Genomic DNA, 15,771 nt, shown 5'->3' with positions numbered 1-15,771 from the left:
ATTCTCCAGCAATGATCCTGAAGACATAACGCGTGAGATGCAAATTGGTTGTCATGTTTTTAGAGAAGATCAATAGGAGGGATCGGCTTATCGAGGGGCTGGACCCCTGTCAAGATTGACAGGGGGTGTTCGCAGCAAACCTGCGCTGACCTGGCGCAGCCGTTTTTCGCCATGCGAGGTAGCATCGGGCCTTGATTCCACTTCGGATGCTGTTTCATGAAGCCTGACCTGACCCCTGCCACGGACTGGAAAGAACAGATCGCTCCAGACGAAGCCAAGAGGTTTGCCGGCTACGCCCGGCATTTCGCCGCCATCCAGGCACGAAAGTCCAAGAAATACGGTACGGGGCGTGCGTTGCATCGAAAGCAAATCACGGCGGCCCGCGGGTCCCTGCAGGTGCTGGACGACCTGCCCGACTTCGCCCGGCACGGACTTTTCGCGAAGCCGGCAACGTTCGAGGCGCAGGTTCGCCTGTCCAACGGCGCTCTGGACCGCGCCCCGGACCGTACACCCGACATTCGCGGGTTTGCCATCCGGGTGCTGGGTGTGGAGGGGGATTCCGCTCTGGGCAATGGCCCGGCGCGGAGCCAGGACTTCACACTGATCAACCAGGAAGCGTTTGCGTTCCCAAAGAGCGACGAGTTCGTCGACTTCGTCGTCGCTGCTGCGGGTGGCGGCGGGTCCCTGCTGAAGTTCCTGTTCAAGCGTTATGGCGTGTTTGGCGGCCCCCTGCGGATGCTCAAGCTGATCAAGTCCGTGGGCCGGCCTTTTGGCGGCTTTGCCACGGAAACCCTGTTCAGTGCGGTGCCGATGGCCTGCGGGCCGTATGCGGTTCGCGTTCGCTTGGTGCCAGCGGGCGCCAATGGCGCGGCCACCAAGGGCGCCAATGCCGACTGGGGCGCTGATTTCAGCGCGCGACTGGCCAAGCATCACCTGCAATGGGATCTGCAGGTGCAGCCATTTGTGAGCGAGGCGCTGACGCCCATCGAGGACGCATCGGTCAACTGGCCCAGTCCCTACACCACTGTGGCCCGGCTCAGCCTGCCGCGTCAGGACACGGCTTCGGCCAAGGGGCAGGAACTCGCGGCCGAGGCCGAAGCCGGCGTATTCGACCCGTGGCAGGCGCTGGCCGCGCACCGCCCGCTCGGTGATGTGCAGCGCGCGCGCAAGGTGGTGTATTTCGAAAGCCAGAAGGGGCGCGGGGCGGCGTGATTGTTTCGATCGCCCCCTGCGCCCTCCGAAGCGTCAGGCACCTGGATAAGCCAGTCGGGGGAATCGGCCTGACCGGGGATGTGCGGCCAGGTTGAACATGACCTTCAGACGCGGACCTGAAGGTCCGATCGTCTGAGTTACTTGGCGGTCAGCGTATCGAGCCCGGCTTTCGCAACGACTTCATCCTGGGTGGCGAGGACGCCGGAGACACCGATGCCGCCGATGATCTTGCCGTCCACCACGATCGGCAGGCCTCCCTGCAAGGGCGTGATGCCCGGCACCGCGAGGATGCGCAGCGCGCTGCCATTTGCGGCCAGGCCATCTTCCAGCGCCTTGGTGGGCCGACGGAAATTCACGGCTGTGCGAGCCTTTCCCGTGGCGATGTCGACGCTGGCATTCTGCGCATCAAGCCGTTGCAGCATGACCAGGTGTCCGCCGGTGTCGACAATGGAGATCACCACCTGCCAGTTGTTCTTGCGTGCCTCGGCCTCAGCGGCGGCCATGGCCTTCTTGGCCTGTTCGATATTGATTGAAAGCCCATAGGGCGGCGGTGTCTGCGCGCTGGCGGCCAGGCTCAGCAGGGTCAGCGTGACGGCCAGCAGCTGGCGAAGAAGAGAAAGGCCATGGTTCATCGGGATCTCCGGTTGGGGTTGAAAACAAGGGGCTGACAGGGTAGGTCGAAGCTTCGGTTGTGTCTCTGTCGATGGCCGCGGAGGAAGTGGTCAGACGATCTTCACGCTCAGGTTCGGAAGACCGTCGATGTGGCACTCGATCACGTCTCCGCGCACCACCGGGCCGACGTTTTCCGGCGTGCCCGAATAGATGATGTCACCGGGCATCAATTCGAAGGCTTCGGACAGCTTGCTGATCTGCTCGGCCACGCTCCAGATCATCTGGTTCAGGTTAGCGTTCTGTTTGGTCTGGCCGTTGACCTTGAGCCAGATGCCGCCCTGGGTGAAATGACCAGTCTGCCCGACAAGGTGCAGGGGACCTATCGGCGCGCTCTTGTCAAAACTCTTGCCGATTTCCCACGGCTTCTTCTCGTCCCCCATCGCCCGCTGCAGGTCGCGCCGCGTCATGTCCAGGCCCAGGGCATAGGCGTAGACGTGGCCGAGCGCGCTGCCCATGGGGATATTGCGTCCGCCTTTGTTCAGGGCGGCCACCAGTTCGACCTCGTAGTGGTAGTTCTTGGTCAGTGTCGGGTACGGGTGATCCGCCACAGTGCCGGGCGCCACGTTCTGGATCGCGTCGGTGGGTTTCTGAAAGAAGAAAGGGGGCTCGCGGTCGGGGTTGGAGCCCATCTCGATCGCATGGGCCCGGTAGTTGCGGCCGATGCAATAGATGCGGCGCACCGGAAACATCATGTCACTGCCGACGATGGGCACATAGGTGACGGGCACATCGAAGGGCGTCTTCGCGTCGCGCGCGGCATTGCCGGGCAGGGCGCAGCCGGCCAGGGCGCCCAGGCCGAGTGTGGCGGTGGTCTCAAAAAGCGATCGGCGTTGCATGGAGTCTCCTGCGAACCTGGGGGCCTCGGTCCATTGGGGATGCGGATCGATTCCGGGCGAACCGATGCGGCGCACAAGCCATTGACGGTAATCGAAGAACAGTCCTGGCGGTCGGGCATTTCGGGTGAAATGGCTGGGGATTTTCCCTATGTGCTCACTGAAGTCTTGCAGACCGCTTGGTCCGGGCAGGCGATCGCCTGCTTCGTCCATCCATCCATTTGCGACAGATGTTAGGAAAAATGGCCATAGCCCACCCAAAAATGGTCGTTTGTAGCTATCGAATTCATAGTGAAACTCTCTGGACGCGAAGGTGACTGGCCCCTTGCCGGAATGCGCGGACACTGCTGCGGTTTCGTCCCGAATTGCCAAACCCGTCTGGAGCTGATCCCATGAACCGAGTCCTCGCCCACACCGGCGCCCGTTACCCCATCGTGCAGGCCCCGATGGGCTGGATCGCGCGCAGCACGCTCGCCTCGGCGGTGTCGCGCGCGGGCGGGCTGGGCATCATCGAGACTTCGTCGGGCGAGACCGCCAACTGCCAGCGCGAGATCACCGCCATGGTCGCCACCGGCATGCCGTTCGGGGTCAACCTGCCGATCCGCTTCCTGAAGGACGACGCCATGCTGCGCTTCGTCTGCGAATCGGGCATCCGCTTCGTCACCACCTCGGCCGGCAGTCCGGCCAAATTCATCGCGCCGCTCAAGGCCGCGGGCATTGTGGTCTATCACGCCGTGCCGACGCTGGAGACCGCGCTGAAATGCGTGGATGCCGGGGTGGACGGCCTGGTGGTCGAGGGCGGCGAAGGCGGCGGCTTCAAGAACCCCGAGGAGGTCAGCACGCTGGTGCTGCTTCAGGCGATCCGCGAGCGCGTCGAGGTGCCGCTGATCGCCGCCGGCGGCATCGTGGATGGCCGCGGCATGGCCGCGGCGTTTGCGCTCGGCGCCGAAGGCATCCAGATGGGCACGCGCTTCGTGGCCAGCGCCGAGAGCCCGGTGCACGGCCACTACAAACAGGCCATCGTGTCGGCCGAGATCACCGGGACCTGGATGCTCAACACCAAGTCCACGCCCTGCATCCGCGCGCTCAAGACGGACTTCACCCGGACCATTCATGACGCCGGGCTGATGCAGCCCGACACCTTCACCGGCATCCAGCAGGTCTACTTCGGTGGCGACATGAACGCCGCGCCGGCGCTGGCGGGCCAGTCGGCCGGCCTGATCCATGCCGTGAAGCCGGTGCAGCAGATCATCGACGAGACGGTCGCCGAATTCCACGCCATCAGCGCCCGCATGGGGGCGATGGCGGCGGCGCAACAGTTCGGGTGATCGGGCCCGCCCCGAAGATTTGCGGGCGGCTGCGTGCCCGTACGTTGGCTTTTTTTACCAGTTTGTGTTCGGTCTTGGGCCGGAAAAGCCGGTGTCCCGCTCTCAAAGGGTCGCTGCTTGCCATCGAAAAAGACAGTCCGTGAATGCGGCCGGCAGTGGGGGGCGTGGCAAGGAAAGAAGCGGGAAGTCGTCTGGAAAATACTGATAGGTATTTTTAATTACCATACAGTATATGTGGATACTGAATAGTATTTACAGTTCATCCACGCCAGATTTTTGGCGTGTCAGATCCACTGTTTCACTTCTGGAGTCCCTCATGAAAAAGACCCTCATCGCGACCGTTCTGGCCCTTGGCGCGGCCTTCTCTGTCCAGGCCAAGGACATCGTTGATACCGCCGTTGCCGCTGGCAACTTCAAGACGCTGGCCGCTGCCCTCACCGCCGCCGGCCTGATCGACACGCTCAAGGGCCCGGGTCCGTTCACGGTGTTCGCGCCCACGGACGCTGCGTTTGCGAAGATCCCCAAGGCGGACCTGGATGCGCTGCTGAAGGACCAGGGCAAGCTCAAGGCCGTGCTGACCTACCACGTGGTCCCCGGCAAGGTGATGGCCAAGGACGTCAAGGCCGGTAATGTCAAGACGGTGCAGGGCAGCGAGATCGCCATCGTGACCATGGGTGGCGTGAAGGTGAACAACGCAAACGTCACCGCCACCGACATCGTGGCCGACAACGGCGTGATCCACGTGCTCGACACGGTGATCATGCCCAAGTAATCGGGCGCGTCACGGCGCGGCTTTGCCCATGGCAGGGCCTCACCAACAAGGCAGACGGGGCGGACCCGGCTGCCTTTGCTTTTTGGGCGCTGTGCACAGGGGTTTTGGGCGAGCCGCAGGTCGCGCCACAATGCCGCCATGTGCACCAATTACACCCCCTCGTCCCGCGACCGCCTGCGCGCCGCGCGGCTGGGCGTGGCGCACCTGCCCGAGGCCGACTGGCCGCGCGAGGTGTACCCCGGCTACGAGGCGCCGATCCTCGTGCGCGGCGGCGCGCCGGGGCAGCACGACCTGGCGCCGCGCTGCCTGCTGGCGCGGTTCGGTCTGGTGCCGCGTTGGAGCCGTGACGCGGCCCATGCGAAAGAACTGTCGCGCCACACCACCAACGCGCGCAGCGAAACCGCTTCCGTCAAGCCCAGCTTTCGCAGCCCCTGGCGCGAACGGCACTGGGCGCTGGCGCCCATGGAGAATTTTTTCGAGCCCTGCTGGGAAACCGGCCGGGCCGTGCGCTGGCGCATGGACCGTTTGGACGGCGACCTGTTCGCAGCGGCCGGCCTGTGGGAGCGATGGCTTGATCCCGCCAGTGGCGAGATCATCGCCAGCTTCACGCTGCTGACGGTAAACGCCGACGCCCATCCGCTGATGGCCCGCATGCACCGGCCCGGCGATGAAAAACGCATGCCGGTGTTGCTCACGCCGGGCGATTTCGAGGCCTGGCTTCACGCTACGGACGAGCAGGCGCACGCTCTGGTGCGAAGCATGCCCGCTGTTCCGCTTGTCGGCCAGCCGGCGCCCAGGGAACTCCCCCCGCGCACGGCGCCGCGCGCACCGCCAGCGGCCGGCCCCGAGGATACCCAGAACCTGTTTTGATTTCGTGAAACCTTGCCCAGTCCCCACACTTTCAGGAACTTATGTCCACCCTTGCCCCCATCCCCGATCCCGAGAGCAACCCGCGCGTCAAGGCCGTCTTCGACGACATCCGCGCCACGCGCAAGACCGATTTCATCAACAACCTCTGGCAACGCCTGGCGTTTGATCCGGCCCTGCTTGAAGCGACCTGGCCCGAGGTCAAGCAGGTCATGGCCACGCCCAGCGCCATTGACCCGCTGACCAAGGAGATGGTCTACATCACCGCTTCCATCATCAACGGCTGCAGCTACTGCGTGCATTCGCACACCGCTGCCGCGAAGGCCAAAGGCATGACGCCGCAGCAGCACGGCGAGCTGCTGGCCATCGTCGCGCTGGCGGCCAAGACCAACCAGATCGTGACCGGCCTGCAGGTGCCGGTGGATGCGGTGTTTGACCAGGGCTGAGGCGTTTTCCTGGCGCACCGCTACCATGGGTGTTTTTGAAGCACGCCATGCCCCTGGAAACCATCGAGATTGAAACCGGCGACAACCCGCGCGCCACCGTGCTGTTGCTGCATGGCCTGGGCGCCGACGGGCGCGACTTCGTGCCCATCGCGCAGGAACTGGATCTGTCGGGCGTCGGCCCGGTACGCTTTGTGTTCCCGAACGCGCCCGAGATGCCGGTCACGATCAACGGCGGCTACGTCATGCCGGCCTGGTACGACATCCTGGGGGCCGACTTGACATCCCGGGAAGATGAGCGCGGCCTGCGCGCGTCACAGGCGGCCATCGAGGCGCTGCTGGAGCGCGAGAAGGCGCGCGGCATACCGGCCAGCCGCATCGTGCTGGCGGGCTTTTCGCAGGGCTGCGCCGTGGCGCTCATGACCGGGCTGCGCCACGCGCAGGGCCTGGCCGGCATCGTCGGCCTGTCGGGCTATCTGCCATTGGCGGCCCTTACGCCCGCCGAGCGGCATGGTGCCAACGCGACGACGCCCGTCTTCTTGGCGCACGGCCGGCAGGACGACGTGGTGCCCATCATGGGCGCGATGGCGTCTCACGCCGCCCTGCAGGCGCTCGGCCATGCCGTCGAATGGCATGACTACGCCATGGGGCACTCAGTGTGCGAGGAAGAAATCGGTGACCTGAACCAGTGGTTGCTGCGGGTGCTGGCGACAGACTGATCGCTCCGCTCGCCCGCCCGTCCCATCCACCCCTGACCTCGCGCTTGCCGGGTCACCTTCAACTGAAACTCCATGACTGAAACCACCCATTCCACAGCCAACGTCCCCACGACAGGGGCACCCGCCTTCGAAGTGCTGCCGCGCGACCTGTCCGTCTACCGCAAGGGCAATGTGGGCATTGACTACGTTCACCGCTTCGAATCCGGCCGCCCCGGGCCGCACGTGCTCATCAACGCGCTCACGCACGGCAACGAGTTCTGCGGCATGGTGGCGGCGGCGCACCTGCTGGACACCGGTGTGCGCCCGCTGATCGGCACCCTGACCGTCAGCTTTGCCAACGTGGCTGCATACGAGACCTTCGATCCGGCCCAGCCGTTCGAGAGCCGCCAGCTCGTGCACAACCTGAATCGCATCTGGTCTTCAGAGTGGCTGGACGGCCCCGAAGACAGCCCCGAGCTGCGCCGCGCGCGCGAACTCCGCCCGGTGGTGGCCGCAGCCGATCACCTGCTCGACATCCACTCGACCAGCCAGGACGTCGAACCCTTCTGGGTCTATCCGGCCTTTGCGCGCAACAGTGAAGCGGCACTCGCCATCGGCCGCCCGGCGGTTCACCTGGTCATGCCCGGTGGCTTGGGCTCGGGGACCCCGGTCATCCAGCACGGCCACTTTGGTGAGGCTTCCGGCCGGGGCGCCGGCATGGTGGTCGAATGCGGGCAGCACTTCCTGCGGGCCAGCGCAGATGTCGCCATCGACGTCACGCGGCGTTTTCTGGCCCATTTCGGCCTGGCGGCACACGACCCGGCGGGCGCTGCGCCCGAGGTTGCACGGCGCTTCGAGTTGCTGCAGACGGTGGTGATCAAGACGACGGATTTTCGTTTTGTCCGGCCCTGCATCGGCTTCGAGGTGTTCGCACAAGGCGAATTGATCGCTACCGACGGTCCGGATGAAATCCGCGCGCCTTGTGACGACTGCACGATCCTGATGCCGGCAAGGGCCACGATCGTGGGGCGTGAGGGCGTCTACCTTTCGCGTCCGTTGCGTTGATTGGAGTCTGATCCGGATGCAGTGCCGACAAATCGAGAACGAGAGATGCCACGCCTGAAGCCCCTTCCACGCGAGACCACGCCAGAACTGAAGCCGCACTTCGACTTCTTCCTGGGGACCTTGGGCTTCACGCCCAACAGCGTGCTGACGATGCAGCGAAAGCCGAAACTGGTGCAGGCGCTGGCGCAGCTCAACAGCGCGGTGATGGACCCTGAAGGCGAGGTCGACCTCGGGTTCCGGCGGCTGATCGGCCATGTCGCCAGCAAGGTGTCGGGCTGCCTGTATTGCCAGGCGCACACGCTGCTGGGCGCGCACAACTTCGGCATCAGCGACGCCAAGCTGGCCGACGTGTGGACCTACGCCAGCAGCCCGCACTACAGCGAGCGCGAGCGCCTGGCGCTGGACTTTGCCCTGGCCGCAGCCAGTCAGCCGAACGCGGTGACCGACGCCCAGTTTGCCGAACTGCAACGGCACTGGAGCGACGGCGAGATCACCGAAATCCTGGGCGTGGTGGCGATGTTTGCCTTCCTGAACCGCTGGAACGACACCATGGGCACGCCCCTGGAGGCGCCCGCCACGGAAGTGGCGGACAAGGCCATCGGCATGAGAGGCTGGACATCGGGCAAGCACACTGACCTGTGATGGCGTGCTTCAGCCCGGTCTGCGCGGCAGTGATCTCGAGGGGATTGCGCTACCGGCTGCCAAGGTCTGACCGTCCGCCCCGTCGAGCCAACTGCGCACCCGCTGATTGAAAGCGCCAGGTTGCTCCACCATCACCCAGTGCCCGGTTCGAAAGCCCTGCACCGCGCTGCCGGGGCGGGCGGCGATCCGCTGCAGCCACTGCGGTGAATGGAACATGAAAGGCTTGCGCTCACCATAAAGGTAGAGCAGGGGGCATGCAAGTTCAACGGGTGCCGCGCCGCGAAATCCACCCATGAGACCAAACCATTGCATGGCGTATGGGTAGTTCATCGGCCAGCCGATGGACTCTGGCGCAGTGGGGCAGCGCAAGCTGCCTGCCATAGCCCGTGTCATGCGATCGCCCAAACCTGCATGGATGTGGCGTCCCGTCCACCAGGCGACGGCCAGCCAGCACTGGTATGAAAAGATTTGCCACTTCGCCTTGCCCGTGAGTGAGCTTGCGAAGGCAGCCGAATTGTGGTCGCCAATGTCGACGGCCACGATGCGCTCCACCTGCTCAGGGTGCCGTGCAGCGAACTCATATCCGAAGACGCAGCCCCAGTCATGCAGCAGCAGCGTGACCGGCTTGCCCGGGCTTACGGCTTGCACGATGGCGCCGAACAGGGCCGTCATGTCGGTCAGCGCGGTCGCACGCGCAGGCTGCTGCGGGTCGAAGCCTGGCAATGTGAATCGCACACAGCGGTGTTGGCCCTTGAGGGCCTCGACCGTGGCATCCCACAGGCGGTGGGTGTCCGGCCAGCCATGGATCATCACCACGGCATTCGGACCTGTGCCCTCGATGAAGACTTCGATGTCCTGGACGGTGAGTTCGGGAACGGTCATGTGCAGTGCCGGCGCGTGGAAAGTGGGGGTTGTAGCATGCGTCGGCATGATGGCCCTTGCCTGAACGACCGCTTATCCGCTCGGCCCTACAATCTTGGGGTTTTGAGTTCCGTCGCCCCGCACGGCTTGCGTCGCGAACTCTTTGCAGCCCGGTGGCCGCTCTCAGGTGGCGCGGTGCTTTATCCCAACCCTCCGTTTCACCCTAAGGAATCAAATCATGCGTATTTCGATCTTGTCCGCCGCGATCGCCTTGTCCGTGTTGGCTGTGCCGGCTCTTGCACAGCAGGCGCCGACCGGTGCTGTCGTGACGGCCAATGAGCCCGGAAAAGTGGCGGTCGCCGAGACCGTCAAGGCCAGTGCAACCGTGACGGCGATCGACAAGGCAACCCGCAAAGTGAGCCTGAAGACGGCTTCTGGCAAGGTCTTTGAAGTGGTGGCGGGCCCGGATGTCAAGAACTTTGATCAGGTCAAGGTGGGCGACCTCCTCGTCGTCAAGTATGTCCAAGCCCTGACCATGCAGGTCAAGAAAGGCGGCGGGCTGCGCGAAAGCACGCAAAGTTCCGATACCGCTCAGGCCAAGCCTGGCCAGAAGCCGGGCGCGGCCGAGGCTCGCGAAGTGACCATCACCGCTGATGTGCTGGCCGTGAATCCCAAGGCGAAGACCATCACGGTCCAAGGCCCTAACGGCAACGTCGTCGACCTGAAAGTGAAGAATCCGGAGCACTTCAAGGCGGTCAAGGTGGGCGACCAGATCGAAGCAGTCTATGTCGAGGCGATGGCCATTTCCGTGGAGCCGGCTCCGAAGAAGGCCGCTTCCAAATAATCGGGGCGTCGAAAGCCAGCAGCGGTTTCGGCCGCGCCAAACAAAAACGGGATGCGAAATGCACCCCGTTTTAGTTTCCAGCGAATGCTTCGCGCCGCGCCGTTCGATCAGAACGCCTTGCCCAGGAAGAAGTAGAAGCTTTGGTTGCCATCCATCGCGCGCCCATAGCCCAGGTAGGCAGGTCCGATGGGGGTGTCGGCCCCGATGAACAGACTGCCCGAGGTCACCAGCCCGGTCGGCGCATCCGGCAGCAGCGGCACGCCATAGCGGCCAAGCTCCAGTGACATGCCGCCGTAGGCACCATCCAGGATGGTTCCGCGCATGATCCGGTGGTAATACATGACCCGGCCATAGGTCATGCTGTTGCCGTACAACTGTCCGGTCTTGTAACCGGACTGCTGCAGGAAACCACCCCACTGGAACCAACTGTAGAGCGGCAGTCCTTCACCGCCCAACTTGCCTCCGGCCTTGAAGGCGACATTGAAGGTGTGGTCGCCCATCGAGTAGGCTGCGGTGCCGTCAGCCGTCCACCGGTTGTAGCTCTGGTCCGCGCCAAGGCCCGTGTTCGAGCTGTACACATTGGCACCGAAGCGCCAGCCGGACCTTGGGAAGTGCACGTTGTCCAGCCGGTCCAGCAACAACGTTGCGTTGATGGCGCCCTGCCGAATGCGATCTTCATCGGGCGCCAGAAAGACCGAGCCGGTCTCGAGCTGGGGTTTCAGGCTTCCTCCAATGAGCCCGATACGCAATTCCCCGTAACGCTTGAAATTGGCACCGAGCGCCAGCCCGAGCTGGGCCGAGCTGAAGTTGTAGCTCGCGACGTTGTTCTTGCCTTGGTAGAGGTACACGGGACGGGTCAGATAGCTGATGGTCGGCGCGACGAAGTACTCGCCCTCGGCGTTGAGTGGCTGGTAGAACTCGCTGGCCACCATGTTGTTGAACCCGAACTGCACCATGTTTCGCCAGGAGGCGCCCAGCGAGTTGATCCAGGTCTTGCGGTAGCTGGCCGCCAGGTTGAAGAACGAAGACTGGCTGCTGAAGTCGCTGGACAGGCCGATGCCGAAGCGGACGTAGTCGGGGCCCCATGATTTTTCCACCGCATCGACCGCGAGTACCCGTCTGCCGGGTTCGTCGATCAGGGTGTAGTTGACATGCTCGAAATCACCGGTGCCGTAGATGCGACGCATGTCCCGGTCCAGCACCTCCTGGTTGATCGGTTTGCCTGCCACTGTTTCCATGTCGGCAATGACGGTTTCCGGGTTTACACGTTTGAGGTCCACGACCCGGATCTCGTCGACGATTCGCAGATCGGGCGACTGGGCCACGGTCTGGCGCTGCCGCAGGGCGGCGTAGGCCGCAGGCGGCAAGGAAAGCTCCTTCAGCCGACCGGCCACTTTTTCGGCGGCTGGCTCGCCCAGCACTGCAATCTTGGCCAGCGCATCGAAATCGGCTGTGGTGTAGTTGCCCAGTTCCGGTGAGATCAGCAGATCGGTGGGCTTTAGCAGCGCAATCGAAGCCTGCACGTTCTGTTCGGTCAGGATGCTGACCATCTGGCCGGCCACGCCGAAAATCCCGCCGAGTTGATCACGCGTGAGCAGGGGCGTGCCCACATTGACTGCGATGACGATGTCGGCGCCCAGGGAGCGCGCGACCTGCACCGGCAGATTCTCCGTCAGCATGCCGTCCACCAGGATCATGCCGCCGAATTCAGCCGGCGCAATCGCGCCGGGCACTGACATGCTGGCCCGCATCACGTTGGCGAGCTCGCCCTCCTTGAACACGACCGCCTTTCCGGTCACGAGGTCTGTGGCCACCGCACGGAAGGGGATGGCCAGATCGTCAAACCGGTGGAAGCCCTTGACCTTGGAGAGCTTGCGCAGCACGGTCTCCAGCTGTACCCCGGTCACCACGCCCTTTGGGAACTTGAAGGATTTTCCGACCAGCCCGATCTCCGGGCCGAACAGTAGCGAGTAATCGTCTGCCTTGCGCTGCATGGAAAGCTCTTCGCGCGGCGGGTTTTCCTTGAACAGCAGCTCGGTGGTGATGGAGCTCGTAATTTCGTCCATCTCCGCGATCGTCATGCCGGTCGCGTAGGCCGCGCCCACGAGCGATCCCATGCTGGTGCCGGCGATGCAGTCGATGGGCACCCGGTACTGCTCGAGAACCTTGAGCACCCCGATATGGGCTGCGCCCCGTGCTCCGCCGCCCGAGAGCGCGAGGCATACCTTCGGTCGCTTGGCAGGTGTCACGTTTGCGCCGGCGTCCGGCGCGGCGTCGGCAGCATGGGCACCCGTGGCGATCAGGGTGGCCGCCAGCAGTCCGACGCCAGCCAGTGCCTTGCAAAGAGGGGTTCGCATGTCGATGTCCAGTTTCTATTCCGGTTTGCGGATGCGTTGCGAGAAGTCCGGCACGATGCCCGCCACCTTTGCGCGGGCATTGATGTGGGCGCGTCGCTGGATGTCAGCAAAAGTCAGGCCAGGGTCTTCCAGGCGTCCGTTTTCGAACAGGTATTCCGGGACATGACCGCTGGCAAGTATCTTCCAGCTCAATGGGAGGTGCCCCGGATTGACGTGGCTGTTCGTCCAGATGTTGGTGGTGCAGTTGGTCGTCAGGCTGTTGTAGAACTCGGGGTGGTCCTTCAAGGCGTTGATCTGCCTGACGTATTCCAGGAAGAAGGCACGCCGGCCCTCAGGATTGCTCTTGATGCGGTAGACATAGACGTCCTCAGGCGGGTCGCGGCGATAGTTGGTGCGCAGGCCGATGACGTCGCGCTCGTCGGCCACCACGTAGTAGAGCTCGTACTGGCGGAAGAAACCCTTGATGGCTGAGTAACCTTCGCCTTTTTCGGTTCGCGTCTCGATGGACATGGCCAGGTGCTCGCCACCAGCAAAGGCAAAGCTCACGAACACGTGGGCAATGTCCGGGCCCATCCAGTACGAGGTCACGATATCGATGCCTTCGAGCTTGCGCAGGTCATAGGTCTTGTCGTACCAGGCGGGCGTGAAATCGGTCTCGGTGCGATAGGTGAAGTTGCGGATGTTGTGGACAGTGACGGTGTCACCCGAAACCGTCGCCCAGGGCGTGCGCGCCACGTTGGGCAGCCAGTCTCGATCGTTCGAGGGGATCAGGCTGTTCCACCAGACCAGCACCCCCCCCATCATGAGCAGCCAGGCAGCGACGGCCTTCCAGCGCCATCGCGGAATCATCAGCGCAGCCAGAAAGGCGACGGTGGCCAGCCCGGCGAGGACTGCCGGCCCAATGCGCATCCAGGCGACATGAGGGCCGGCAATGGCCAAGGCCAGCGTCGCCCAGGCCCCGGATACCGCCATCAGGAGGGCCAACAGGAGCAAGCCGGTCAGAGTGGCGATTCGAACCATTTTTATACGAACAGCGGAGGGCTGGATTCAGTGGGGACCCATACATCGCGACGAGCGCGCATTCAACGCCCCAGGCCTGTTCCCGCCCAAGGAGCAGGTCTTACCAGCGGAAGGTGGCCCCGATCATGGGGCCGTTGAAGTTCATCGTCTCGATGGGCTTGCCCGACTTCATGTTGTAGTCCAGGTAACGCCAGGCAGCCACGACATCACCCCACTTGTACCGGTAGCCGATACCGCCGACGATCTGGTAGGTCAGGTCCGACTGGCCGGTACCGATGTCGAAGTAGAACGGGACAAACCATTGGCGCTCGGCGCCGAAGGTGTAATTGCCCTTGACGCCGACAATGGCGTCCCAGAGGGTGTCGCTGACGGCGGTGGAGCCGCTGCGACCTGCCAGCGGATGCGATCCGGCGGTGCCCGTGAAGTTCCAGCCCAGGGTGTTCTTCATGTTGAACATGCGCGCGCCGGCCAGCACATCCACGGTGAAGGCCGGATCACTGGTCGCCATCCGGTACTCGCCGGCCACGGTCCAGATCGTGCCCTTGATGTCCAGGCTCATGTCGGCAGTCACGTTGGCCGGCACGCCGTCCACGCTGAAGTTGCGGACATTGGACTTGTTACCGCCCACATCGAGGTACAGGATGTCATTGAACGCGCCCCACTTTCCATTGTGAATATCCAGCGAACCCATGAAGGTCATCTTCAGGTGATCGATGATGGTGCTGCCGTCAACGCTGATACTGGGGCTCGGGTTGCCTGGCAAGGTGGGAAATGAGGTCGAGCCGCCGATCGTCGGCAGGTACGCGTAGAGCGTCAACGCAGTCTTCCATTCGCTGGCGCCCATTGCCGCCGGTTGGGTCTGTGCATGGGAGACGGCGGGGGCCAGTGCAGCACCGGCGGTGGCCAGCGCGGCCAGGCTGAATTTGAAGGAAGACGGGATGTTCATGGAAGGCCCTTTTTTCGAAAGACAAGACGAGGGAAGGTGGAGCATTGTGACAGCCGGCCGGCCGGCGCATCAAGCGCCTTGAGGTCCTCCACGGCCTGATGGGGGTTTTTGCCAGCGCCTGTGGCGGGCACGCGACGGCCTTCTCGTCGGCGTTCCCCGACGCCGTCACAGGCGACGCGGTCGCATGGACGACGGTCGGTGCGCCCGCGCAGCGCGACAATGCACCCGATCGAATATCCGTCATGGAGAAAACAGCATGAGCATTCAGTTCAAGGGCCGCGTGGCCATCGTGACCGGCGCCGGCGGCGGCTTGGGACGCCAGCATGCACTGGCACTGGCTGCGCGCGGGGCCAAGGTGTTGGTCAACGACCTCGGGGGCGCGGTGGACGGCACGGGCGGCTCGGTCTCGGCGGCGCAGGCGGTGGTGGATGAAATCCGCGCCGCCGGGGGTGAAGCCCTTGCCAACGGCGCCTCGGTGACCGACTTTGCCGCGGTGCAGGCCATGGTGCAGCAGGCCATCGACGCCTGGGGACGGGTCGATATCCTCGTCAACAACGCGGGCATTCTGCGCGACAAGTCTTTCGCCAAGATGGACGTCGCGGACTTCCGCACCGTGGTCGAGGTGCACCTGATGGGCGCGGTGCATGGCTGCAAGGCGGTGTGGCCACACATGGTGGCGCAGCAGTACGGGCGCGTCGTCATGACCACCTCGTCCAGCGGCCTGTTCGGCAATTTCGGGCAGACCAATTACGGCGCCGCCAAGCTGGCGCTGGTGGGCCTGATGCAAACCCTGGCGATCGAAGGCGAGCGCCAGGGCATTCGCGTCAACAGCCTGGCGCCCACCGCCGCCACGCGCATGACCGAAGACCTGTTCCCCGCCGACATGCTGCCCGCCTTCGGGCCGCACAACGTGGTGCCGGCCATGCTGGTGCTGGCCAGCGAGGGCGCGCCCACGCGCACCACACTGTGCGCCGGTGCGGGCGGATTCGAGGCGGCCCACATCACGCTGACCCAGGGTGTCTACATCGGCGATGGCCCCGACGCGCCCGAGCAGCTGGCAGAGCGCCTGGCCGAGGTGACCGACCGCGCCGGCGAGGTGGTGCCCGGCAGCGGGGCCGTGCAGGGGGCCAACGAACTGCGCCTGGCGCGCAACGCGGCCTGACACGGATTCGCCTTCAAACGCAGCACGGCGTTGCTTTGCCTCGCCGTGC

General features: G+C 64.2%; 16 protein-coding genes. 10 read left to right on the top strand and 6 right to left on the bottom strand.

Annotation, left to right across the window (positions count from 1 at the left end):
• Nucleotides 1-216: 216 nt before the first annotated feature.
• Nucleotides 217-1,212, top strand: coding sequence for a catalase (locus tag ACMUOY_RS16270; protein ID WP_413893788.1), 996 nt, complete (start codon nucleotides 217-219; stop codon nucleotides 1,210-1,212).
• A gap of 137 nt (nucleotides 1,213-1,349) precedes the next feature.
• Here the strand turns inward: ACMUOY_RS16270 and ACMUOY_RS16265 are convergent, their stop codons facing one another.
• Both ACMUOY_RS16265 and ACMUOY_RS16260 read right to left on the bottom strand, forming a co-directional pair.
• Nucleotides 1,350-1,844 carry a GlcG/HbpS family heme-binding protein gene (locus tag ACMUOY_RS16265; RefSeq protein ID WP_413893787.1) on the bottom strand — a complete coding sequence of 165 codons (495 nt, stop codon included), beginning with the start codon at nucleotides 1,842-1,844 and terminating at the stop codon, nucleotides 1,350-1,352.
• 90 nt (nucleotides 1,845-1,934) lie between these two features.
• Complete coding sequence (locus ACMUOY_RS16260; protein WP_413893786.1) at nucleotides 1,935-2,720, bottom strand: fumarylacetoacetate hydrolase family protein; 786 nt, start codon at nucleotides 2,718-2,720, stop codon at nucleotides 1,935-1,937.
• Nucleotides 2,721-3,109: 389 nt separating this feature from the next.
• On the opposite strand from ACMUOY_RS16260, the gene ACMUOY_RS16255 reads away from it, so the two are divergent.
• From ACMUOY_RS16255 to ACMUOY_RS16225, 7 genes are all read left to right on the top strand, one after another.
• Nucleotides 3,110-4,045: an NAD(P)H-dependent flavin oxidoreductase gene (locus tag ACMUOY_RS16255; RefSeq protein WP_413893785.1), complete on the top strand. Its 936-nt coding sequence runs from the start codon at nucleotides 3,110-3,112 to the stop codon at nucleotides 4,043-4,045.
• 316 nt (nucleotides 4,046-4,361) lie between these two features.
• On the top strand, nucleotides 4,362-4,817 hold the full coding sequence (locus tag ACMUOY_RS16250) for a fasciclin domain-containing protein (protein WP_413893784.1): 456 nt from the start codon (nucleotides 4,362-4,364) through the stop codon (nucleotides 4,815-4,817).
• A gap of 138 nt (nucleotides 4,818-4,955) precedes the next feature.
• Nucleotides 4,956-5,687: an SOS response-associated peptidase gene (locus tag ACMUOY_RS16245; RefSeq protein WP_413893783.1), complete on the top strand. Its 732-nt coding sequence runs from the start codon at nucleotides 4,956-4,958 to the stop codon at nucleotides 5,685-5,687.
• A gap of 41 nt (nucleotides 5,688-5,728) precedes the next feature.
• A complete protein-coding gene (locus ACMUOY_RS16240; protein WP_413893782.1) occupies nucleotides 5,729-6,130 on the top strand; it encodes a carboxymuconolactone decarboxylase family protein in 402 nt (133 codons plus the stop codon).
• Nucleotides 6,131-6,177: 47 nt separating this feature from the next.
• Complete coding sequence (locus ACMUOY_RS16235; RefSeq protein WP_413893781.1) at nucleotides 6,178-6,846, top strand: alpha/beta hydrolase; 669 nt, start codon at nucleotides 6,178-6,180, stop codon at nucleotides 6,844-6,846.
• Nucleotides 6,847-6,918: 72 nt separating this feature from the next.
• On the top strand, nucleotides 6,919-7,890 hold the full coding sequence (locus ACMUOY_RS16230; RefSeq protein ID WP_413893780.1) for a succinylglutamate desuccinylase/aspartoacylase family protein: 972 nt from the start codon (nucleotides 6,919-6,921) through the stop codon (nucleotides 7,888-7,890).
• A gap of 45 nt (nucleotides 7,891-7,935) precedes the next feature.
• Nucleotides 7,936-8,532: a carboxymuconolactone decarboxylase family protein gene (locus ACMUOY_RS16225; protein WP_413893779.1), complete on the top strand. Its 597-nt coding sequence runs from the start codon at nucleotides 7,936-7,938 to the stop codon at nucleotides 8,530-8,532.
• Nucleotides 8,533-8,541: 9 nt separating this feature from the next.
• Here ACMUOY_RS16225 and ACMUOY_RS16220 read toward each other — a convergent pair whose 3' ends face one another.
• Nucleotides 8,542-9,414: an alpha/beta fold hydrolase gene (locus ACMUOY_RS16220; RefSeq protein WP_413893778.1), complete on the bottom strand. Its 873-nt coding sequence runs from the start codon at nucleotides 9,412-9,414 to the stop codon at nucleotides 8,542-8,544.
• 232 nt (nucleotides 9,415-9,646) lie between these two features.
• Between ACMUOY_RS16220 and ACMUOY_RS16215 the strand changes: the two genes are divergently transcribed.
• Nucleotides 9,647-10,237 (top strand): hypothetical protein, encoded by a 591-nt coding sequence (locus ACMUOY_RS16215; protein WP_413893777.1) that lies wholly within the window; start codon nucleotides 9,647-9,649, stop codon nucleotides 10,235-10,237.
• Nucleotides 10,238-10,344: 107 nt separating this feature from the next.
• On the opposite strand, the gene ACMUOY_RS16210 is transcribed toward ACMUOY_RS16215, so the two are convergent.
• From ACMUOY_RS16210 to ACMUOY_RS16200, 3 genes are all read right to left on the bottom strand, one after another.
• The gene (locus ACMUOY_RS16210) at nucleotides 10,345-12,594 is read right to left on the bottom strand and encodes a patatin-like phospholipase family protein (RefSeq protein WP_413893776.1); all 2,250 of its coding nucleotides are present in this window, start codon (nucleotides 12,592-12,594) and stop codon (nucleotides 10,345-10,347) included.
• Nucleotides 12,595-12,609: 15 nt separating this feature from the next.
• Nucleotides 12,610-13,587 (bottom strand): DUF4105 domain-containing protein, encoded by a 978-nt coding sequence (locus ACMUOY_RS16205; protein ID WP_413893775.1) that lies wholly within the window; start codon nucleotides 13,585-13,587, stop codon nucleotides 12,610-12,612.
• A 127-nt stretch (nucleotides 13,588-13,714) separates the two neighbouring features.
• On the bottom strand, nucleotides 13,715-14,560 hold the full coding sequence (locus ACMUOY_RS16200; RefSeq protein WP_413893774.1) for a hypothetical protein: 846 nt from the start codon (nucleotides 14,558-14,560) through the stop codon (nucleotides 13,715-13,717).
• 256 nt (nucleotides 14,561-14,816) lie between these two features.
• Between ACMUOY_RS16200 and ACMUOY_RS16195 the strand changes: the two genes are divergently transcribed.
• Nucleotides 14,817-15,722 carry an SDR family NAD(P)-dependent oxidoreductase gene (locus ACMUOY_RS16195; protein WP_413893773.1) on the top strand — a complete coding sequence of 302 codons (906 nt, stop codon included), beginning with the start codon at nucleotides 14,817-14,819 and terminating at the stop codon, nucleotides 15,720-15,722.
• Nucleotides 15,723-15,771 lie beyond the last annotated feature (49 nt).

Source organism: Candidatus Skiveiella danica (assembly GCF_022705245.1).
Classification (GTDB): Bacteria; Pseudomonadota; Gammaproteobacteria; order Burkholderiales; family Burkholderiaceae_C; genus Skiveiella; species Skiveiella danica.
The sequence above is the reverse complement of the archived record's forward strand: the minus strand, read 5'-3'. Positions and strand labels throughout refer to the sequence as shown.

Bases quoted from the DNA above. Each gene is read 5' to 3' on its own strand.
- ACMUOY_RS16270 (WP_413893788.1), top strand. From the start codon at position 217: ATGAAGCCTGACCTGACCCCTGCCACGGACTGGAAAGAACAGATCGCT.
- ACMUOY_RS16265 (WP_413893787.1), bottom strand. From the start codon at position 1,844: ATGAACCATGGCCTTTCTCTTCTTCGCCAGCTGCTGGCCGTCACGCTG.
- ACMUOY_RS16260 (WP_413893786.1), bottom strand. From the start codon at position 2,720: ATGCAACGCCGATCGCTTTTTGAGACCACCGCCACACTCGGCCTGGGC.
- ACMUOY_RS16255 (WP_413893785.1), top strand. From the start codon at position 3,110: ATGAACCGAGTCCTCGCCCACACCGGCGCCCGTTACCCCATCGTGCAG.
- ACMUOY_RS16250 (WP_413893784.1), top strand. From the start codon at position 4,362: ATGAAAAAGACCCTCATCGCGACCGTTCTGGCCCTTGGCGCGGCCTTC.
- ACMUOY_RS16245 (WP_413893783.1), top strand. From the start codon at position 4,956: ATGTGCACCAATTACACCCCCTCGTCCCGCGACCGCCTGCGCGCCGCG.
- ACMUOY_RS16240 (WP_413893782.1), top strand. From the start codon at position 5,729: ATGTCCACCCTTGCCCCCATCCCCGATCCCGAGAGCAACCCGCGCGTC.
- ACMUOY_RS16235 (WP_413893781.1), top strand. From the start codon at position 6,178: ATGCCCCTGGAAACCATCGAGATTGAAACCGGCGACAACCCGCGCGCC.
- ACMUOY_RS16230 (WP_413893780.1), top strand. From the start codon at position 6,919: ATGACTGAAACCACCCATTCCACAGCCAACGTCCCCACGACAGGGGCA.
- ACMUOY_RS16225 (WP_413893779.1), top strand. From the start codon at position 7,936: ATGCCACGCCTGAAGCCCCTTCCACGCGAGACCACGCCAGAACTGAAG.
- ACMUOY_RS16220 (WP_413893778.1), bottom strand. From the start codon at position 9,414: ATGACCGTTCCCGAACTCACCGTCCAGGACATCGAAGTCTTCATCGAG.
- ACMUOY_RS16210 (WP_413893776.1), bottom strand. From the start codon at position 12,594: ATGCGAACCCCTCTTTGCAAGGCACTGGCTGGCGTCGGACTGCTGGCG.
- ACMUOY_RS16200 (WP_413893774.1), bottom strand. From the start codon at position 14,560: ATGAACATCCCGTCTTCCTTCAAATTCAGCCTGGCCGCGCTGGCCACC.
- ACMUOY_RS16195 (WP_413893773.1), top strand. From the start codon at position 14,817: ATGAGCATTCAGTTCAAGGGCCGCGTGGCCATCGTGACCGGCGCCGGC.